Annotated in this window: 15 protein-coding genes; 3 read left to right on the top strand and 12 right to left on the bottom strand. The window is 65.4% G+C overall.

What is annotated here, in order from left to right:
* From M3I56_RS27955 to M3I56_RS27940, 4 genes are all read right to left on the bottom strand, one after another.
* On the bottom strand, positions 1 to 131 hold a 131-nt coding region (locus M3I56_RS27955; RefSeq protein WP_375541803.1), incomplete at its 3' end, for a helix-turn-helix domain-containing protein.
* 219 nt (positions 132 to 350) lie between these two features.
* Entirely contained in the window at positions 351 to 2837 is a 2487-nt protein-coding gene (locus M3I56_RS27950; RefSeq protein ID WP_254356711.1) for a glycosyltransferase family 4 protein, read from the bottom strand.
* Positions 2834 to 4300 (bottom strand): flippase, encoded by a 1467-nt coding sequence (locus tag M3I56_RS27945; protein WP_028203133.1) that lies wholly within the window; start codon positions 4298 to 4300, stop codon positions 2834 to 2836. Before M3I56_RS27945 ends, M3I56_RS27950 begins: the two co-directional genes overlap by 4 nt.
* A 30-nt stretch (positions 4301 to 4330) precedes the next feature.
* Positions 4331 to 6499 (bottom strand): hypothetical protein, encoded by a 2169-nt coding sequence (locus tag M3I56_RS27940; RefSeq protein ID WP_254356715.1) that lies wholly within the window; start codon positions 6497 to 6499, stop codon positions 4331 to 4333.
* A gap of 411 nt (positions 6500 to 6910) precedes the next feature.
* Between M3I56_RS27940 and M3I56_RS27935 the strand changes: the two genes are divergently transcribed.
* Genes M3I56_RS27935 through M3I56_RS27925 form a run of 3 tightly spaced genes read left to right on the top strand, consistent with a single transcriptional unit; the run spans position 6911 to position 10029 of the window.
* Positions 6911 to 8005 carry an acyltransferase gene (locus M3I56_RS27935; RefSeq protein WP_254356710.1) on the top strand — a complete coding sequence of 365 codons (1095 nt, stop codon included), beginning with the start codon at positions 6911 to 6913 and terminating at the stop codon, positions 8003 to 8005.
* A 37-nt stretch (positions 8006 to 8042) separates the two neighbouring features.
* Positions 8043 to 9086, top strand: a complete 1044-nt coding sequence (gene gmd, locus M3I56_RS27930; protein ID WP_254356709.1) for a GDP-mannose 4,6-dehydratase — start codon at positions 8043 to 8045, stop codon at positions 9084 to 9086.
* Positions 9073 to 10029 (top strand): GDP-mannose 4,6-dehydratase, encoded by a 957-nt coding sequence (locus M3I56_RS27925; protein WP_254356708.1) that lies wholly within the window; start codon positions 9073 to 9075, stop codon positions 10027 to 10029. The genes gmd and M3I56_RS27925 overlap by 14 nt, the downstream gene beginning before the upstream one ends.
* Positions 10030 to 10106: 77 nt before the next feature.
* Here M3I56_RS27925 and M3I56_RS27920 read toward each other — a convergent pair whose 3' ends face one another.
* From M3I56_RS27920 to M3I56_RS27885, 8 genes are read right to left on the bottom strand one after another with little or no spacing between them, the layout of a single operon-like run.
* Positions 10107 to 11264, bottom strand: coding sequence for a glycosyltransferase family 4 protein (locus tag M3I56_RS27920; protein ID WP_254356707.1), 1158 nt, complete (start codon positions 11262 to 11264; stop codon positions 10107 to 10109).
* On the bottom strand, positions 11261 to 12517 hold the full coding sequence (locus M3I56_RS27915) for a glycosyltransferase family 4 protein (protein WP_254356706.1): 1257 nt from the start codon (positions 12515 to 12517) through the stop codon (positions 11261 to 11263). Before M3I56_RS27915 ends, M3I56_RS27920 begins: the two co-directional genes overlap by 4 nt.
* The gene (locus M3I56_RS27910; protein WP_254356705.1) at positions 12514 to 13995 is read right to left on the bottom strand and encodes a glucose-6-phosphate isomerase; all 1482 of its coding nucleotides are present in this window, start codon (positions 13993 to 13995) and stop codon (positions 12514 to 12516) included. The genes M3I56_RS27915 and M3I56_RS27910 overlap by 4 nt, the downstream gene beginning before the upstream one ends.
* 2 nt (positions 13996 to 13997) lie before the next feature.
* Positions 13998 to 15143, bottom strand: a complete 1146-nt coding sequence (locus tag M3I56_RS27905; protein WP_254356704.1) for a glycosyltransferase — start codon at positions 15141 to 15143, stop codon at positions 13998 to 14000.
* A gap of 34 nt (positions 15144 to 15177) precedes the next feature.
* The gene (locus tag M3I56_RS27900; protein ID WP_254356703.1) at positions 15178 to 16104 is read right to left on the bottom strand and encodes a glycosyltransferase family 2 protein; all 927 of its coding nucleotides are present in this window, start codon (positions 16102 to 16104) and stop codon (positions 15178 to 15180) included.
* A 41-nt stretch (positions 16105 to 16145) separates the two neighbouring features.
* Positions 16146 to 18392: a polysaccharide biosynthesis tyrosine autokinase gene (locus M3I56_RS27895; protein WP_254356714.1), complete on the bottom strand. Its 2247-nt coding sequence runs from the start codon at positions 18390 to 18392 to the stop codon at positions 16146 to 16148.
* 60 nt (positions 18393 to 18452) lie between these two features.
* Positions 18453 to 19628, bottom strand: coding sequence for a polysaccharide biosynthesis/export family protein (locus M3I56_RS27890; RefSeq protein ID WP_254356702.1), 1176 nt, complete (start codon positions 19626 to 19628; stop codon positions 18453 to 18455).
* Entirely contained in the window at positions 19625 to 20074 is a 450-nt protein-coding gene (locus M3I56_RS27885) for an exopolysaccharide biosynthesis protein (RefSeq protein WP_028203124.1), read from the bottom strand. Before M3I56_RS27885 ends, M3I56_RS27890 begins: the two co-directional genes overlap by 4 nt.
* Positions 20075 to 20077: the final 3 nt, after the last annotated feature.

Below are 20077 nucleotides of genomic sequence, written 5' to 3'. Positions count from 1 at the left end.
GGGCCTTCGTCGCGATGGCGTTCAAGCCATTTGTAGCCGGTCTGGCGGCTGATGTTGAAACGCCGGCACAGCTCACTGAAGGGCAGGCTCTGTGCGGCTGCCAGACTGACGAATTCCTGTCTGAGGCTCATGGTGTCTTTTACATTCCAGGGCATGGATGGATTCGGGCGTTGGGTTGCCCAAAAGTGTCAACCATGTCCCCATACACCTGTCAATCATGTCTCCGGTCTGTACACCGCTGCAAAGAAAAGTAGGTGCCGCCCCGCACAGGGGCAACACTCGCATACCGATGCGAAAGCAAGGAAAGGCCAAAACGGCAAAGCGCCGCGACCAAGGCCTAAAAAAACCAACTACTTGCCACGAGCAACAACCCCATCCAACACGCGCTCGACAGCATCAACATACTGCTGCTTCCCAAACCGTTCCCGAGCAGTAGCAAGCCCTTGCGCAGCAAGTCCATCCCGCAACGCCGCGTCATCGTGCAGTCTGGCGATAGTGGCAGCCAGCTCCTTCGCATCACCTGGCGTACAGAGCAACCCGCTCTCACCATGCTCGACAATCTCAGTCACACCGCCATCACGCGAGGCGATCACCGGCCGCTGCGCCAGCATCCCCTCCACCACCACACGCCCAAACGGCTCAGGCGTAATAGACGTATGCGCGATCACATCGACGGCACGCATGCACGCAGCAATGTCATGCCGGAAGCCGAGAAAATGCACACGCTCCTGCAGCCCATTCGCTTCGACAAACGCATGCAGCTCAGCGGCATACGCATCCTCACCGAACAGCGGCGCCCCCACAAACACGGCATGCGCACGCGGCTCGTCGAGCAACGCTTCGAGCAGCACGTGTTGGCCCTTCCAGCGCGCAAGACGGCTGAACGCACCCACGAGGAACGCATCCTCGGGCAAGCCGATCTGCGCGCGCAACTGAGCCTGCGGCACGCGCGCGAGCGCACGGAACGGCGATTCATCCACGCCGTTGTGCACCACGTCGATGCGCTTCGCGTCGAAGCGCGTGAGCTGCGCAAACACCTTCGCCGACGCATGCGAGTTCGCGATCACATGCGCGAGTCCCAGCTTCGCGCAGCCCTTGATCACGGCGCGCTGCACACGGCCGAAATGCTCGTCACTCACGATGTCACGCAAATGCCAGACCACCGGCTTGCGTGCGAGCTTGCCCGCGAGCACGCCGATCACCATCGCACGCTGCGTGTTGGCGTAAAGCACGTCGGCTCCGCGCGCGCGGCGGCGCGTCTCGCGCACGAGCGCGGCGATGCCCGCAAGCACGCCCAGTCGCGGCGCCGAGCCGCCATCGCGGCGCACGTTGCTCAACGCGCCCGAATCGAGCACCTCCACACGCGCACCGGCTTTGTCGAGCGCCTCCCTGAAGGGTCCGTCATTGAAGAGCAGCACGTCGATACGCGAGCGCAAGCCCTTCACCACTTCCAGCAGCGATAGCTCAGCACCACCCAGCACGCCGCTCTGGTCGATGGCGAGCACGCGCGGCGCTTCCGGTGCGTCCGCTTCGATCTCGAACGGTGCCGCGCCGTGTGCCGAGCCCGCCTGCGCAATCGTCGGCACCGCCTTCGCCACACGCGCGAAGAATTGCTCGCGGAAATGTCGCGAAGAAAAGCGCTCGGCGTTCGCGCGGCAATCCTCGGCGCGGAATCGGCCTGGATCGCTTTCGAACGATTCGACGGCATCGATGATCGCGTCTGCGTTTTGTTCTTCGAAGAACAAGCCCGTGGGGCGCGAACCGGTGTCGCGCACCGTTTCGAGCGCGCCGCCCTTGCCGAATGCAATCACGGGCGTGCCGCAAGCCTGCGCCTCGACCACGGAAATGCCGAAGTCTTCTTCCGCTGCGAACACGAAGGCCTTGGCGCGCCGCATGCGGTCGTGCAGTACGGCGAACGGCTGATAGCCCAGCACTTCGACGTTGGGCGCCGCCTTCGCGCGAACCTTGTGCATGTCGGGGCCGTCGCCGATCACCACGAGACGGCGCTCGGGCATGCGCGCGAACGCCTCGACGATCAGGTCGATCTTCTTGTACGGCACGAGCCGCGAGGCGGTCAAATAGAAGTCTTCTTTGGTGGTTTCCAGCTCGAACGCGTCGACATCCACGGGCGGATAGACCACCTCGGCCTGGCGCTGATACACCTTCTGAATGCGCCGCGCGATGAACTCCGAGTTGGCGACGAACTGGTCCACCGAATTCGCCGTGCGCACGTCCCAGTTGCGGATGTAGTGCAGGATCAGGCGCGCGAGCATCGACTTCGGCCCGCGCGTGAGGCTCGACTCCTGCAGGTACTGATGCTGGAGGTCCCACGCATAGCGGATCGGCGAATGCACGTAGCTGATATGGAACTGGTCCGGTCCGGTGAGCACGCCCTTGGCCACCGCGTGGCTGCTCGAAATCACCACGTCGTAGCCCGACACGTCGAGCTGTTCGATGGCGAGCGGCATGAACGGCAGGTACGCGCGATAACGCTTGCGCGCGCCGGGCAGCTTCTGGATGAACGAGGTCGTGGCGCGCTTGCCGCGCAGGAACGTGCGGTCTTTCGCATCGACGAAGTCGACGACGGAGAACAGGTCCGCATCCGGAAAGCAGGCAAGGATCTGCTCGAGCACGCGCTCCGCGCCCGCGTAGGTCACGAGCCAGTCGTGCACGATGGCCACGCGCGGCGCACGGCCTGCGGCGAGCGCTGGCCGCAGTGGCCGCAGCGGCATGACGGCGCCCGTTTCGGGCCGTCGCGGTTTGGTGGCGTCGCGCCGTTGAATGGGCGCGGCGGCGCTTTCGGACGGCGCCGCTTCGTCGATCAGTTCGTGACTCATGCGCTTTTCCGTGAATTCAGTCGAAAGAGAAGGGAACGGGCGTAGCCGCGCAGCATCGGCGTGGTCGCAACGGACCACACCACGTTGGCGAGCGCGAGCACGACACCGGCGCCGATTGCGTACAGCGCGTCCGGCAGCCACCACGCAAGTGCGAGCGCGGCGGCGAGAAAACTCAGGTGTGCAAACATATCGACGATGATCGTGCGGCTATGAATGCGCGAAAGCCACAGCAGCACGACGTAGTCGAACAGTGCGCGAAACAGCACGGCGGCGGCCGCGCCCGGCAAGCCGTAGCGCGATATGCCGAGCCACAGCAGACCGGCAAAGAGCGGCAGCTCCACGAGCCCGACGCGCGCGGCGACAGCCGGATTGTTTTGCGACTGGATGAGAATGCGCGTGACACCCGCCTGCCCGACGAGCCACACGGCGATGATCAGCACGCGTCCAACCGGCGCGCCGTGCTCGGCGATCACGGGGCCGACCCACGCATGCAGGAAGGGCTGCAGCACCACGATCGCGCCGATGGCGATGGGCGTGAACACGGCATTGAGAAACTGCAGCGACTGCGCGGCGATTTCATCCGCATGCTCGCGGCCCAGCGCGGAGAGGCGCGGAAACAGCGTGCGCACGAGCGCGTTCGGCACCATGTTCAGGCGCGTGACGAGGTTCTGCGGCACCGTGTAGTACGTGACGAAGCGCGCACCGAGGCCCGCGCCCAGCATCATGCGGTCGAGCGAATCCGCGACCATCGTCGTGATGCTCGCGACCAGCATCCAGCCGCCGAAATTGAAGAGCGCCTTCGAGGTATCGAGGCGCGGCCCGCGCACCTTGCGAATGCCGAGCACGCGCAGCGCCGAGCGGCCGAGCAGGATGGCGGCCGCGAGACGCGCAAACACAGCGGCGGCCAGCACGGTCTGCAGATTCGGTTCGTACGCCCAGGCGGCGGCGAGCGGCAGCAACTGGAACAGGAACGTGCCGAGCGTCTGGTTCGTGTTGTAGATGCCGAAGCGCTCCGCGCCGTTGATCGCGCCCGCGAACACCCACGAGACGTTCGCCACCGGAATCGCCACGGCGAGCCAGGGCAGCGCGAGATAGACTTCGTGCCGCAATTCGGGCGTGACGTGCGTGAAATACGCGGTATAGAGCGCGCCGCCCGAATAGATCAGCAGGCCGCCAATCGCGCCAGTCGTGAAGTTCAGCCAGAACGCGCTCCAGAACACACGCTCGCAGGCGTCGGCGTCTTTCGATGCATACGCCTTCGAGATCTGGTTCTGCGCGGCCATGCTCATGCCGAGATCGAGCACGCTGAAGTAGCCGATCAGGGTCCAGACGAGCGCGATCACGCCATAGCGCTCCACGCCGAGCAGGCGGATATACGAAGGCACCGTGACGAGCGACACGAAGGTCGGCAGCACGAGACCGAACAGATTGATTGCGACGTTGCGCAGTATTCCTTTGTCCATTAGGTATCCAGTTGCGTGGCCCGTAACGGGTCAGGCCGGTTTCCAGCGGTACATGAGCACCTTGCCGCGCGCATCTTCCTCGACGAACACGAGGTATTCGCCGTTCGCTTCGCGATGCGCGGTGATCCCGAACGGCACGTCGACCCAACCCGAGGTGTTGCCCACTTCCGCGCCCGGGCCGAAGGTGCCGATCTCTTTCGCGCTGTCCTTGTCGTACACGTGGACGTTGCCCGCGGGCTCGACCACGAACACGTACTGGCCTTCCACCGTGAGCCCCGCGGGCGTGACAGGCGGCTTCGCCTTCGGGTCCCACGGCAGGCGCAGCATGTAGTGCTGCTCCGGGTGGCCGCTCGACCACTTGTCGTAGCGCACCAGCACGCGCCCCGCTTCCTTCCAGAAACCGGGATCGTGCGGCGCATCGGCCGTGTAGCCCGTCACGTAGAGCGTGTCGGTCTGCGGCTCGTAGATCGCGCGATGCACCTCGGTGAACGGCGCGGGGACCGCGTACTTGTCGAGCTTGTCGTACGCGTAGATCGGGTTGCCCTTCGCGTCGAGCCCGCCAAAGCGGAAGCGCCAGATGCCCTTGTCGTCGCGCGCGCGCCAGATGTCGCCGCGCGTGTCGATCCACCAGCCCCAGCCGCCCGCCAGATGGTCGCGGCCCGGATTGCGCGTGAATTCGTCGGCGTCGAGCGCACCGTTGCCGTTCGCATCGCGCCAGATCCAGTCACCGCCGGGCGGCGCGTTCGGCACGTTCTGCACCCCGCGGCCGCGGCCCGCGATGAGTCCCGAGGGAATCGCGGTCTCGCCGTCGCGCTGCGCGTCGAAGCGGTAGATCTTCAGGTGGTCCGCGTACATGTCGGTGAGGAACAGGAACGTGTGCCCGTTCAACGCGCGCGCGGTAGGCAGGCCCGGCCACTGATCGGTGTGAAAGACCGGGTCGTCGGGATAGCGGAAACGATTGGACAGGAATCCGACATATTTCGAGTCCTGCCCCGGCGGCTTCGACAAGTCGAGTTCGAAGCGCTTGTTGCCCGTATAGACGCTGTTGGGGCGCTGCGGGTCCACCCACGCGCCGTCCACGAACAGCAGGCCTTCCAGGTTCCACAGGCGCTTGCCGGCAGGCGTATAGGCCTCCAGCGTCGCGCCAAGGCCCGCGCCGATGTTGTCTTCATGCTGCGGCCCGACGCCGTTGGTAGAGACGTAGATGTTCCCGTGCGCATCGGTGCCAACGCCCGTGAGGCCGTTGAAGCGGCCCGGACCCGGCCGGCCCGCGACGCCCGAGAAGATGCCGCCGCGTTCGCCGAGCGTGGCGCTTTGCGTCCACGCACGGCCGTTGCGCGTGAAGATGAGGATCTGCTGGCGCGGCCCGTTATCGGCGATCAGCAGGCGTTGCTGCGGATTGAACGCGAGATCCACCGGCACCGAATCGTCGGGCAGCGCGAGCGTGTCGTCGAGGCGCTTGCCGTCCGCGGAGTAATGTTCGACGCGCGGGCGAGCGTCGCCCTTACCCGCTTCGGCGCCTGTCAGCACCCACAGCGACCCGTCGGCCGCGAGCGCGATACGGCCCGGCGCCTGCATGTCCCATTGCGCCTTGCGCTGCATCGAGTTCGCGTCGTACACCTCGATGCGGTTCATCGGCGTGTTGCTCACATAGAGCGTCGAATCCGTCGCGGCGAGTCCGCCAATGTCGGCATGCGTGCCCGTGGGCACTTCGTTGATCTTCAGGAACGACGCAGAAAGCTGCGCATGCGGATTGAGCGGATCGGGCGACGACTGAAACGCGGCGGCGCGCTTGGGCTCGTCGAGCGGCCGGCGCGTGATGCCGTACCACTGGCTGCCCTTCGCGGGCCAGATACCGCTGCCGACGAGATGCCCCTTCTCGTTGCCCACGCCAACCGCCGCATACAGATAGCGATGATTCACGGCCACGGCGTTGCCGCCGGCGCCGCCCCAGCCGTGTGTGCCGCCGGCAAAGCCGAGCGGCTTGCCGTCCTGATACGCGCTGATCTCGGCGCCGCTCTCGTCCCACGGCGCGTTGGTGAACAACTTGCCTTCGGGCGTGACGGCGATGGCCGTGACGTTGATTTGCATCCACGTGCCCTGGCCGTTGCCAAAGCTATTGCCGATCCACGAGGTCGTCACATTGAGTTGCGGCGCGGCGATGGTCTGAACCGACGACGTGCAGATAAACGTGCACATCGCGGCCAGTGCCAACGTCCTGCGCAAGCGGCGATCGGGATTCGATAACGGCAAGGCAAATTCCTCCGGTCTGATGACGGCAATCTGCCAGGATCATGCCGTACAAACCCGGTGAAAAATCGCCTCCAAAAAAGGGAAAATAATTCAAAAAAATTCAGTATTTATGACCCATTTCTGAGCCATTCGGAAATAAATTCTCAAACGCCGATATCACGCCGAAAAGGCCGTGCGGTGCGGTGTTCAGCTAGGCCAATCCCGATTTCCATACGGTAATGCGCATTTCATATCGCGCAAATTCCGGTATTTAAATTCAAAAATCTGGAATCAATATATTTCGGCTTTTTGAACATTTAATTCTTTCTAGAATGAATCGCGAAGCAATCGCGCATGCATGAACCCACCGGAGAACCGATGACCGTTAGCCGCCTAGTCAATCAACAAGGCCCCGCCAACCATTCCCACCGCATCGTCCAGCTGGACGGTCTGCGTGCCTTCGCCGTGCTCGCCGTGTTCGCGCAGCACGCGTTGCGCGCGCCGCTGTGGATGGGCGTCGACCTGTTCTTCGTGCTGAGCGGCTTTCTCATCACCGGCATCCTGCTCGAGCGCAAGGCGCGCGGGCAATCGTATTTCAGCTACTTCTATGCGCGTCGGGTGCGCCGTATCCTGCCGCCCTACGTGCTGCTGCTCATTGTTTCGTCGCTGCTGTTCGGCTTCGGCTGGGCGCACTACTGGCCGTGGTATGCATTCTTCGCCACCAATATCGGCGACGCACTCGGCCAGAGCGGACACGACAGCCTCAACATCCTCTGGTCGCTTGCCGTAGAAGAGCAGTTCTACATCGTCTGGCCCTTCGTCGTGCTGCTCCTGCCGCAACGGCTCATGGCCGTGGTGGCCGCCGCGCTCATCTTTCTCGTGCCCGTACTGCGCGCCGTCGCGACGCCGTGGTTCGACTCGTACTGGCCGATTTACTACCTCACGCCGTTCCGCATGGACCTGCTGGCTGCTGGCGCGCTGCTCGCCGTGCTCGTGCGCCGCGACCGCAACGCGCTCGAGCCCTTCAAGTGGCCCGCCGCCGTGCTTTTTTTCGCGGCGCTCGGCGTGCTGGCCTGGCTGCACCTGCACTACCCGCGCTTTCGAGGCATGAACACGCCGCTCTCCAACGCCATGCTCTATAGCGTTTCGCTTGTGCTCTGCACCTCCATCGTCGTGTTTGCACTGCAGTCGAAAGGCATCGTGCGGCGCCTGCTTTCGAACCCAGTGCTCGTGTATATCGGCACGATCAGCTACACGATCTACCTCATTCACCTCACGATCCTCTATGCCGTGTGGCCGCTCCACTACGGCCGCATCAAGAGCGCCGCGATTGCGCTCGTCCTCACACTCGCTTATGCAAGCGCGAGCTGGTTTCTCTTCGAGCGCCGCCTCACGCGCGGACCGCGCCGCCGCTCTGCGGCTGAGCCGGTCGACCTTACTGCGCGTGTGAGCCAGTCGAGCCCGCAATCGTAATTCCTGAATCCCGTTCGACACTTCAAAGGCACATCACATGAACGAACGTCGCAAAGCGATCATCACCGGTGTTTCCGGCCAGGACGGCGCCTACCTCACGCGCCTTCTGCTCGACAAGGGCTACAACGTCACCGGCACTTATCGCCGTACCAGCTCCGTGAACTTCTGGCGCATGAACGAGCTGGGGATCCTCGACCATCCGTCGCTCGAACTCGTCGAACACGACCTCACGGACGCGGGCTCGACCCTGCGCCTCGTCGAACGCGCCCAGGCGCAGGAGGTCTACAACCTCGCCGCCCAGAGCTTCGTGGGCGTGTCGTTCGACCAGCCCGCCACGACCGCCGAAGTCACCGGCATCGGTGTGCTGAACATGCTCGAAGCGATTCGCGTCGTGAATCCGAAAACGCGCTTCTATCAAGCCTCGACCTCTGAAATGTTCGGCAAGGTCCAGGCGATTCCGCAATGCGAGGACACGCCGTTCTATCCGCGCAGCCCCTATGGCGTGGCCAAGCTGTTCGCGCACTGGTCCACCATCAACTACCGCGAGTCCTACGACATCTTCGCGACGAGCGGCATTCTCTTCAACCACGAGTCGCCGCTGCGCGGGCGCGAGTTCGTCACGCGCAAGATCACCGACAGCGTCGCCAAGATCAAGCTCGGCAAGCTGAACATGCTCGAACTCGGCAACCTCGACGCCAAGCGCGACTGGGGCTACGCCTCCGAATACGTCGAAGGCATGTGGCGCATGCTGCAGGCCGACGAGCCCGACACCTACGTGCTCGCCACCGGCCGCACCGAAACCGTGCGCGACTTCGTGAAAATGGCCTTCGCCGCCGCCGGCTTCCAGCTCGAATGGTCGGGCAAGGGCGAGCGCGAAGCCGGCATCTGCGTCGCCACCGGCCGCACGCTCGTGCGCGTGAGCCCGCGCTACTACCGCCCCGCCGAAGTCGATCTGCTCATTGGCGACGCGACCAAGGCGCAGGAAAAACTCGGCTGGAAGCCGCAAACTTCGCTCGAGCAGCTCTGCCAGATGATGGTCACGGCCGACCTTGCGCGCAACGAACGCCATGACACATTCTGATCCGGCTAGCCGTCCGCGCGCGCTCATCACGGGCATTGGCGGCTTTACGGGCCGCTATATGGCCGCCCGCCTCGCGGCGGACGGCTACCGTGTGTGTGGCACCGTGCGGGCGGGCGAGTCGCTGGGCGCGGAAGCCTTCCCGTTCGGCGCCACCGCAATCGAAGCCGACTTGCTCGACCGTGCCGCGATCGCCCATGCGCTCGAATCCGTGCAGCCCGACGTGGTCGTGCATCTCGCCGCAGTGGCCCACGTGGCCGACAGCGACGTGGCGCGCACCTATGTCGTGAACGTCGTCGGCACGCGCAATCTGCTCGAGGCGCTCGCGCAGCAGAAGCACGTGCCGCGCGCCGTCTTGCTGGCCAGCAGCGCGAACGTCTACGGCAACGCCACCAACGGCGTGATCGACGAGCATGTCGAGCCCCAGCCCGCCAACGACTACGCGGTCAGCAAGCTCGCGATGGAATACGTCGCGAGGCGCTTTCAGGCGCAATTGCCGATCGTTGTCGCGCGCCCGTTCAACTACACGGGCGTGGGCCAGTCGCCAGACTTCCTGATCCCGAAGATCGTCGACCACTACGCTCGCGGCGAAAAACAGATTTCGCTTGGCAACCTCCACGTGGCGCGCGACTTCTCCGACGTGCGCGACGTGGTGAACGCCTATGCGCGGCTCGTCGAAGTCGCGCCGCGCGGCGCCACCGTCAACGTCTGCTCGGGTAGCGGCCAGACGCTTGGCGCGCTGCTCGACATGCTCGCGCGCATCGCCGGCTACGAGATCGAGGTGCACATCGATCCGCGTTTCGTCCGCGCCAACGAAGTGCGTCAGCTGATCGGGTCGAACGCGAAGCTGCGTTCCATCGTCGGCGACAGCTCGCGCAAGCACCTCGAAGAAACGTTGCGCTGGATGTACGAAGAGGCCCGCGAACGCGTGCTCGAAACGCAATAGCGCGCCGCCTGCTGACTCTTGTTCTACAGATAAACCGCCGCTCTCTCGGCGGTTTTCTTTCGGTCGATCGACCCGCTTCAGTGAGCGGCGATGCCTTCCGCGTAGACACCGGCCACGCGCTTCGCGATCACGGCGTTATCGAAGTGCTCGCGCGCATACGCCTTGCATGCCTCGTCATCCGGCAGCTTGATGCGGCCCGAGAGCGCGCCGTCGATGCCATCGGCGATCGCGTCCGCGCCCGTGCTCGGCAGCACGAGATCCTGTGACAGACCCGCCACTGCCTCCGGCAGACCGCCCACCGGCGTCACCAGAACCGGCGTACCCGCGGAGAGCGACTCCACCGTAATCAGGCCGAAGCCTTCCAGCGCGACCGTCGGCACCACGCTCAGCGTGGCCGCGCGATAGAGCGAAGGCAGGTGCGCGTCGGGCACGAAACCGAGCAGCTTCACGTTGTCGGCCAGCCCCGCTTCGTCGATGCGCTGCTGCAGTTCGGACTCCAGACGGCCTCGCCCCGCGATCAGCAGGAGAACGTCCGGGTGGCGTTGCTTCACCATCTTGATCGCGTCGATCAGATCTTCCAGGCCCATGCGGCGCACGAGGCGGCGCACGGCGAGGATGATCGGGCGGCCTTGCGGCAACTGGAGCTTCAGGCGCGCTTCCGCCGTCGTGCAGGCCGGGTCGAAATGCGCCGTATCCACGCAACCCGGCACGATGCGCACACGCTCGGGCGAAATGCCGTAGCGGCGCGTGAGAATGTCGCCAAACGCCTTCGACAGCACGATGAGCCGCGAGGAGCGCTCATACACCGACTGCTCCAGCGAGTGCTTGATGCGCTGGCTCAGCGTGGCCGCGCCTTCCACGAAGCTTTCGTCGGCCCACGGGCCCTGGAAGTGCGAAACCTGCGGAATGCCGCGCGTGACGTCGAGGCCGGGGAAGGTGTAAAGCGCGAAGTGCGAGGAAATCACGTCGGGACGGTGGCGGCGAATCTCGCTGCGCAGCGCGCGGCGCGCATCCATGAGGCGAAACGGCAGCGAGCGCGAAGCGGAGCCGAAGCCGTGAATCGCGCCGCCGCTGTCCTGGGCCACCTTGGGCGAACCGGCCACCACGCCGCGCACGCGCACGCCCGCACCGGGCAGCGCGCCGACGAGCGAGTAGTACATGCGGTCGAGACCGCCTGCGCGCTCGGGAAACCAGTGCATGCCGATCTGCAGCGATTGAATGGATGGTGTGGTCATCGCGTGTCCTTATTCTGCACGTATGCGGTTATCAGGGGGGTGTCTGCGCGCTGGAGCGATTGCCCGCCCGTCAGCGTCGCAGCGGCGAATGCGGGTTCTTCGCGGCGCGCGGCCTCGCTCGCATCGCCGGCCAGTTGCCGGTAGAGCGCGATGTACTGCGCGGCCATGCGCGCCCAACCGAACTGCGTGGCAAGCTCCGCCGCGGCCTCGCCCATCGCGAGGCGGCGCGGCGTGTCGGTGGCGAGCGTCTTCACAGCGTTGGCGAGCGCCGGCACGTCGTCGGGGTCTTCGAGCACGATGCCGCAATCGGGCGTGATGATTTCCGCGCCTCCGGCCGTGCGCGCGGTGACGACGGGCAAGCCCGCCGCCATCGCTTCGAGCAGCGAAAGGCTCATTGCTTCGTAGCGCGAAGGAAATACGTAGGTATCGACGGAGCGCATGAGCGTGGGCATCTCGCGCACGAGGCCGAGAAAATGGACCCGCGACTCGATGCCCAGCTCGCGTGCGAGCTCGGGATACGGGCTGCCAGGCAGGTAGCCCGCCACGGCCAGATGCACGTTCTCGGGCATCTGCTTCATGGCATGCAGCACCGTGCCGAGGTTCTTGCGCGGCGTGCGCAGATCGCCCACGAAAAGCAGCAGGAAGGCGTCGGCGGGCAGCGAGAACTTTGCGCGATCCGCGCTCGCGGCCGAGAAGCCGCGCGTGTCCACGCCGTTGTAGATCACGTCGAGCCGCTCCACGGGGTTGCCGCCCGAGGCGCGAATTTCGTCGGCGACCTTGCGCGAAACGGCCGCGATCACGCGCGAGCGCCGGTACGCCCAGCGCTCGAGCACCGCATTGGCGCGCGTGTAGACGAACTGGTAAGCGGACCACAGGCCGCGCGTGAGACCGAACGGGTAATACTTGCTGCGCGCCCAGCCGCCGTGCACGAAGTGCGCGGTGTTGACGTCGGCGTGTGCCCAGGTGATGAAGCCGTTCACATGGAGCACGTCGTATTCGCGCCGGTTGCGACGCAGCCACAGCGCGCTCTTCAACGCGAATACCTGCTGGCGCAGCAGGTTGGTAGGCCATGCGCGAGACGGCTGCACGCTCACCCATTTCACCTTCGGGTGGGCAAGCAGCTCGGGCGCGACATGCGAGGCGACCAGCGTCACCTCGAACCCCTCGTCGAGCGCGGCGCGCGCGATTTCATGATTGACGCGGCCCTGGCCGTCATTGTGGCGCACGACATGCGTGACAATTGCGACTCTCAATCGGAGACCTCCGTGGTCGGGGCCTGGCGTTGAAGCTTCGCCCAATGCCCCGCGCTGAGAATGGAAAACACGCTCGAAAAGAGCAGCAGGCCGCCGGTGCCCACGAGCGAGTTGGTAAACACGAGCATGGCGAAGATCGATATCGCGAGACTCAGGCACGCGCACACGTAGCGGTCCTCGGGAAACCGAAACGACACCCGCACCGCACGCACGAGCAGCCACAGCACGCCCGACATGTAGAGCAGCGTGCCGGGCCAGCCCAGCACGAACGGAATGTTCATCACGCCGCTGTCGAAGCTGCCGTACTGGCCGAGCTGGCCGTTATTGCTGGAGAGCTTGGTCGATGCGCCGGTGGCGCCGAGGCCCTCGCCCGTCACGTCGGTGAAGGCCTTCTTCGCGAAGTCGGCGTAGAACTGGTTACGCGCCTCGTAGCTCTGGTCGTCCTTCAGGTTCACGAGCGTATTCAGACGCTGCTGCATGCGGTCCGCCACAGGACCGAACGTGAGCAGCGGCACGCACACGCCCGCAAGCACGACTGCGCTGATGATGATGCGAATACGCACCTTGTTGCTCGACTTCATCAGCTGGATCACCATCGCGATCGCCCAGCCGCCCCAGGTGGAGCGCACGAGCGAGAGCGCGAACGAGAAGAACCCGAACGCCGCCGCGACCCAGCGCACGCGATGCTTCGCGGCCATCACGAACACCATCGCACCCATCATCGCGAACGCGAACGGGCCCGACGAGTTCATCGTGCTGAACACACGCACGCCGAGCGGCACGGGGTCGCCCTGCGAGTTCATGTCCGAGCCGATCATCCACATCGCATCCCACGGCGGCATGATGAAGAACTGCACGAGACCATACGCGCCCATCACGAGCATGCCGTAGATGAAGGTGTTGATGATGGTCTTGCTGCACTCGGGATACTGGCGCGTGAGCGCCATGATGTGAAAGCCGATCAGAAACGGATAGATCCAGTTGGCAAGGTCATAGACTGCCGCGGCCGGGCCGCTCCCCACCACGCCCACCACGAACCCATAGCCGATGCCGAGCAGCGCGAGCAGGAGCGGCAGACCGCGCCGCTGCCCGAGGATCGGGTAGTAGCGCAGCAGCGAAATGCCGCTGATCATCGTGACGGCGAGCGGCGCGACCTGAATGAGGCTGGTCGGCGTGAAGCCGCCCTTGCCGTAGTCGGCGAGGCGCCGCACTTCGGGGCTCAGGAACCACAGCCACCACATGAAGCCGATATAGCGCACCGGGTTCACGAAGTAGAGCCAGAATCCCACCGCGATCGCGAGCACGGGAAACGCCAGCGTAAGAACGGTGCCCTGGTGCGCGCCGATCAGGAGCGCTGTCAATACCCACAAGGCGAGCGGCGGCAGCGTATCGCGGCCGAACAGGCTGCGCAGGCCGCCGCGGCGGCGGCCCGGCTGAGGCGCCGGCGCGGGTGCCGGGATAGCGGTCGTGACGTCCATGATCACATCCCGCGCGCAGCGACGCCCCGGCCACGGGGTTCGCTCGCAATCGACTCGCCATTGAGCGCGTCGCGCTCGTGCAGCATCTCGCGCGTGAGCTGCGCGTGCTGCCGTGCGAAGTGCTCAGTCGTGAGATCGCGCGTGCGCAGCTGCTCGCAGGCTTCACGCGCCTGGGCGAGCGCCCGCGCCGGGTCGGCCACGAGCGCATTCGCCGCGTCGCGCAGCTGCTGTGCGTTGAACGGCTCGACATACGAGGCGGCCTTGTCGTCGAAGTAGTCCTCGAGCGCGCCGACCTTCGTCGCGATCATCGGCTTGCCGAGCGCCGCGGCTTCCAGCATCACCGTGATGCCCGAAGCGTGCGTGTTGGGCCGCAGCGGCACGACGATAATGTCCGCCCAGTCATACAGCGCGTGCTGTTGCTTGATGCCGGAAACGCGCACGATTTCGACGTTGTCCGCGCGCGCCGATGCCGGCATGCGCCGGCGCGTGGCGATCCGCACCTGGTAGCGCGAATCGTTGCCGAGCGCGCTGACGAGCGTGGCCCAGTCGCGGTCGCGGTCGTTGCCGATCGCGGCCACGCGCACCGGCGTATGCGGCGTCCACTCCGAAGGCGGACGCAGCGGAAAATCGCTGGTATTGAGCCCATAGAGCACGTGACGCGCCTCGCGCCCGAAATACTCGCCGCACAGCGCGGCATTCTCGCTCGCGAGCGTGGTGAGCAGATCGGCACGCTTGAGAAGCCGCTTGTAAATCGCACGGCGCAGCGCGCCATAGCCCGGCCAGCGGTCGAGCAGCCACACGCTTTGTGCCAGCAGTAGCGGGCGCGCGCCGCCCTTCTTCGCGTTCATCAGCAGCACCAGCGCCACGGCCAGATGCTCCTGCTCAGTGTGCGTCCAGATGACGTCGGATTGCAGAATGGCGCGGCGATTGCGCCACGCATGAATGAAGTCGAAGCCGAACGCGGCCTTCAGTGCGCGCCGCATGAACCGCATGGACGTGCTCTCGCTCGCGTCCTGCGCGTAATTGAGGGCGAATTCCGCAGATTCCGCGTGATGGTAGCCGTACAGGCTGCCGATGTTCTCGCCTTTGCGATAGCGGCGCGGATCGGCGCCATAGAAAAGGTGGACGTGGACTTGCGTACCGCTCATTCGGGGTCCTCCGTTTAGTCGTTGGCCGCGTCGCTCAAACGAGCGCGCGGCGCGCCTCTCGTGCGCCGCCGCGCACTGCGCGCCAGCGTGCGAACGCCGCGCCCGCGGAATCGCCGCGTACGGCGCTCAGGCCGGTGTGCACGACGCCCGGATACACACGCGTGCCGACGAGCGCGTACCACCACCAGGCGGTTTCGCGCCGCAGCGGCGTGAGATGGCCGAGCAGGATGATATGCAGGTTGTAGGCGGCGTTGCGGATCGAGGCGAGCGTCTGCGCGTTGCGCGGGTCTTCGCCCGGACGCGGCGCGGGGTAATGGTCGACGGCCACGAGCGGGTCGTAGACGAGCTTCCAGCCCGAGCGCTTCACGCTCATGCTGAAGGCCATGTCGTTATGTGTTTGCGCGCCGGTGCCGCGAAGGCGTCGGTCGAAGCGCAGGTCGCCGATCGCCGCGCGCCGATAGCTCATGTTCGCGCCCTTGAGCAGATCGACTTCGCGCGCGCCGCCCGCGCCGAGATGATGGTTGCCGACGATGCGGCCCGAGCGCTGCAGCTTGCCCACGAGCGTGCGCTCGCCGTCGATCATGCGGCCGCCTTCGTGCACCCAGTCGCGGCCGCCCAGCGCGCCGAGCTTCGGGTCGGACTCGAAGGCCGCCGCGATGCGCGCGACCCAATCGGCGCGCGGCGCGGCGTCGTCATCGGTAATGGCGATCACCTCGCCCGTCGCGGCCTCGATGCCGCGATTGAGCGCCGCCACCTGCCCCGGCTCCTCGACGATGGCCACCGCCACGTTGAGCACGCGGGGCGTGACGTGTTCGGCGAGGCATGCGTGCGTCGCCTCGTCGTCGGCGCGCGCCACCACCACGATCTCGTCGGGCGCGCGCTGCTGGCGCAGCAGCGCCGAAAGACAGCGCGACAGATCATCAGGACGCCGATAGGTCGGCACGAGCACGGTCACTTTCATCGCGGGTTCCTCCCTGGCTGTACTTGATGGGGGCGAAGGCGTCATGCGCTCAGGTACTCGCGCACGTTCGCGTAGCCGTAGCCGTAGTTGCCGCGCGTACGCGCCGGCACGCCGTTGAACACCCCGCCCTGCACACGCACGCCGGCGTTGCGCAGTCGCTTGAGCGCGTCGGCGATTTCGCCTTCGGTGTGCATGCCCGAACGCAGCACGAGGAACGTCGAGCCCGCATGGCTGCCGATGATGGCGGCGTCGGTCACGGCGAGCACCGGCGGCGTGTCGATGAGCAGCACGTCGTAGCGGTTCGACAGGCCTTCGAGGTACTGGCCCAGACGCGGCGACATCAGCAGCTCGGAAGGATTGGGCGGACGGCGGCCGCACGACATGAAGTGCAGGTTGTCCACTTCGGTCGCGCGAATCGCCTCGTCCAGCGAAATCTGCCCCGAGAGCAGCTCGGAGAAGCCGTTTTCCTGGGGGCCGCCCAGATGGCGTTCGAGCGCGCCGCGGCGCATGTCGCCGTCGATCATCAGCACGCGCTTGCCCGAATGGGCGAGCAGCACGGCGAGGTTCGCGGTGAGGAAGCTCTTGCCCACGCCCGGCACCGAACCCGTCAGCATGACGACGCGATTGCGCGCGTCCATCACGCTGAACTGCAGCGAGGTGCGCAGGCTACGCAGGCTTTCGACCGTGAGGTCCTTCGGGCGCGAGTTCGCGAGCACTTCACGCAGACGCGTGCCGCCGCGCACCGGGGCCCGCTTTTCGAGCGCCAGCTGCTCCGGCGAAAGCGGCACGAGACCGTACACCGGCAGCTGGAACGAGCGCTCGATCTGGTCCGGATCGACGATGCCCTTGAACATGTTGCGGCGCATGAGCACGAAGCCCGTGCCGAGAATGATGCCGAGCAGCGACGCCGCCGAGACGATCAGCAGCTTCTTGGGCTTCGACGGATTGCCGGGGCGCAGGGCCGGATCGACGATATGCACGTTGCCGCCCGTGCCCACGCGCTGCACCGAAAGCTCCTGGATGCGGTTGAGCAGCAGCACGTAGATGTCCTCGGCCACCTTCGCGTCACGCTGCAGCTGCACGGCCTTCACTTCCGTGGCCGGCAGGTCGCGGAACTTCGTGTCGTACTTCGCGCGCTCGCCCTGCAGTTGCGCGAGCTGCTGGCGCGCCGCGATCAGCACCGGGTGCTGGTCGCCGAAGCGCTGCTGGAGCGAGGCGATCTGCAGTTGCAGCGCCGAGATCTGCTGCTCGTACTGCACGCTGCCGTCGAGATAGATCTTCGCTTCATCGCTCGCGTTGATCGAACCCGACTTGCTCTGGTAAGCCGTGAGCGCCGCTTCGGCATTCTCGAGGTCCGACTTCAGGCGCGGCTGTTCGCTGCGCAGGAAGTCGAGCATCTTGCTCGCGTCGGCCTGCTTGGTCGCCACGTGCTCGCGCAGGTACGACTGCGCCACCGCGTTCGCGATCGCCGCCGCGTGCTCGGGGTCGTTGTCTTCGAGCGAGATGTCGATCACGCCCGTTTGCTTGCCCTGCTCCTGGACCTGAATCGCGTTCTGGAAGCCGCTGATCGCATCGAGGTCGTTCAGGCGCACGACATTGAAGCGGGTGCCCGGACGCGCAACGAGCTTGTTGACGAGCAGCTTCACGCCGCCGCCCTGCTCGAGCTGGCCCACCGTGCCTTCGAGCAGGCGCGCGCCGTCCGGCGTCGAAATCACGTAGCGATCGTTGTCGAGCGCGGTCAGCGAGAGCTTCTTGCCTTCGAGCTCGGGCGTGACCTCGATCGAGTCGAGGTTGATGACTTCGCCGCCCCACGCGAAGTTGCCGAGCCAGTTGCTCAACCCGAACCACGGACGCGCGGGCGTGCCCGGCGTCGCGAGACGCGCGGACAGGCTGCCGATCAACGGCAGCATGACCGGCGTGACGGTGGTGTTCAGCTTGAACTGCTTCACCACCGGCTCGACCACGCTGCGGCTCTTGATCATCTGGATTTCGGCGTCGGTGGGCAGACTGCCCGTCGACGATCCAGAGCTGATGTTCGCGCCGGTTTGCGTTTGCGTGAGGGCCTGCGACGTGTAGTCGGAAGGCTCCACGCGAACCTGGGTGTCGGCCGTATAAACCGGCTTGGCGATAAAGCAGTAGAACACGGCCATGGCGATCACCGCCGCCGCGATCGCGATGAGCCAGCCGATGTCGTCGATGATGACGCGCAGCAACTGGCCGAGGACGACGTCCTCTTCCTCTGTGCGGGCCGCCGGGGCCGCCTGGCTATTGGCTTGTATGGTCACGATTCAATCCCGTTGTTTAGGTGTTGCTCCTGCGTCCTCTTTCGAAGCTTTTCGATCACGCTGTTACTTCGCGATCTGCTTCAGATAGAAGACGGTCTGGATGGTCGGCAGCACCTGCTGCAACACACGGTTGAAGGTCGTCGAAGCGGCCGTGCCCACGTACACCACATCCAGCGGCTTGAGCTGGAATTGCGACGAAAGCATGATCGCGTCGGGCTTGGTCATGTCGAGACGGTAGATCTCGGGCTGCGTTGGGTTGTCCTTCATGCCGCGCATCACGAAGATCTGGCGCGGGTTCGCGTCGGTATCGAGAATGCCGCCCGCCTGGGTGAGCGCGTCGGCGATCGTGAGGTTGCCGCGAATCAGGTTTGTCTGCAGGGGCGTCTTCACTTCGCCCATTACGAATATTCTGCTATCCGAACGATCTGGAATATTGATGACGTCGCCGCTCTGCAGCAGCACGTCCTGGGTCGAATCGCCGCCGTCGAGCATGCGGTTCGCGTCGAGGATGTACAGCTTGCCGTTGCGCGTGAGGCGCACGCGGTTGATGTCGGCGCTGTCGGTCGTGCCGCCCGAACGCGTGATGGCGTCCACCAGCGTGAGGGGCACGTCGCTCATGGAGAGCGGTCCCGGCGTCTTCACGTCGCCCGTGATCTGCACCTTCTGGCTGCGGTACGCGAGCACGCGCACGTCCACCTGCGGATTCTTCACGTAGGGGCCGAGGCCGGCCGCGAGCTGGTCGCGGATCTGGCCGGGCGTCTTGCCCGCGGCCATGATGCGGCCCACGAACGGGAAGAAGATCGTGCCGTCCTTGGCCACGGTCTGTCCATACGGGTCGGCCTGGCCGGGCAGCGCGTTGGTATAGGGCTGCGTGAGCGCCTGGCCCACCGTCTGCGTGGTGTTGCCGCCCGTGGAGAACGTCGAGCCCTGCGGCGTCGAAAGTTCGGGGTGATCGAACACGGTCACCCCGAGAATGTCCTGCGGCGCGATGTGATAGACGTAGTCGGCTGTGTTCGCGAACTTCGAGGGCGGCAGGGGCGCCTTCGGCTGCGCCGCGGCCGTCTGCGCCTGCTGCAGCACGACTTGCTGCGTGATGAGCTGCACGTTGAATTGCTGCTGCGGCTGGTTGTTCGGCTGTTCTTTCAGGCTCGACGTGTCGAGATAGTTGCCGGGCGCCGTCGCGCACGCGGAAACGAAGACGCTCAACGCGACTACCGCCGTCAGTTTCAGTTTTGTCATTGGCATATTCGGCTCAACCATCCCTTTACCATGCGATCCATCAATTCAAGACTCTGGCGATACGCGGACTCGTGGAGCCCGTGCGGATCGCTGACATCAGAGTTCTCCCAGTTACCGAGCGCGTACACCTTGCCGCGCGCGGTGGGTTCAATGCGCTCGACCGCGGCGACCTGGCGGCGCTCGGTCACAAGCACGAGGTCCGCCGAGCGCACGAGGCGGCTCGTGAGGCGGCGCGACTGGTGCCCGCCCACCTTCACGCCGCGCTCGGCGAGCAGCCACTGCATCACGGGGTCCATGTCGTCGCCATCGCGCGCACGCAGGCCCGCCGATTGAAACGATTCCACCCGTGAGCCTTGCTGTTCGCTCAGACGCTCGCGAAAGAGCTGCTCCGCCGCCGGCGAGCGGCAGACGTTGGCGTGGCAAACGATGAGCACGTTCTTGATCATGGT

The sequence above is a fragment of the Paraburkholderia sp. CNPSo 3281 genome, assembly GCF_024206515.1.
GTDB classification, from domain to species: Bacteria; Pseudomonadota; Gammaproteobacteria; order Burkholderiales; family Burkholderiaceae; genus Paraburkholderia; species Paraburkholderia nodosa.
The sequence above is the reverse complement of the archived record's forward strand: the minus strand, read 5'-3'. Positions and strand labels throughout refer to the sequence as shown.

Coding starts and splice junctions, on each gene's coding strand:
- M3I56_RS27920 (WP_254356707.1), bottom strand. CDS start 11,264: ATGACCACACCATCCATTCAATCGCTGCAGATCGGCATGCACTGGTTT.
- M3I56_RS27900 (WP_254356703.1), bottom strand. CDS start 16,104: ATGAAAGTGACCGTGCTCGTGCCGACCTATCGGCGTCCTGATGATCTG.
- M3I56_RS27940 (WP_254356715.1), bottom strand. CDS start 6,499: ATGTGCACGTTTATCTGCACGTCGTCGGTTCAGACCATCGCCGCGCCG.
- M3I56_RS27950 (WP_254356711.1), bottom strand. CDS start 2,837: ATGAGTCACGAACTGATCGACGAAGCGGCGCCGTCCGAAAGCGCCGCC.
- M3I56_RS27890 (WP_254356702.1), bottom strand. CDS start 19,628: ATGACAAAACTGAAACTGACGGCGGTAGTCGCGTTGAGCGTCTTCGTT.
- M3I56_RS27925 (WP_254356708.1), top strand. CDS start 9,073: ATGACACATTCTGATCCGGCTAGCCGTCCGCGCGCGCTCATCACGGGC.
- M3I56_RS27905 (WP_254356704.1), bottom strand. CDS start 15,143: ATGAGCGGTACGCAAGTCCACGTCCACCTTTTCTATGGCGCCGATCCG.
- M3I56_RS27885 (WP_028203124.1), bottom strand. CDS start 20,074: ATGATCAAGAACGTGCTCATCGTTTGCCACGCCAACGTCTGCCGCTCG.
- M3I56_RS27910 (WP_254356705.1), bottom strand. CDS start 13,995: ATGGACGTCACGACCGCTATCCCGGCACCCGCGCCGGCGCCTCAGCCG.
- gmd (WP_254356709.1), top strand. CDS start 8,043: ATGAACGAACGTCGCAAAGCGATCATCACCGGTGTTTCCGGCCAGGAC.
- M3I56_RS27945 (WP_028203133.1), bottom strand. CDS start 4,300: ATGGACAAAGGAATACTGCGCAACGTCGCAATCAATCTGTTCGGTCTC.
- M3I56_RS27935 (WP_254356710.1), top strand. CDS start 6,911: ATGACCGTTAGCCGCCTAGTCAATCAACAAGGCCCCGCCAACCATTCC.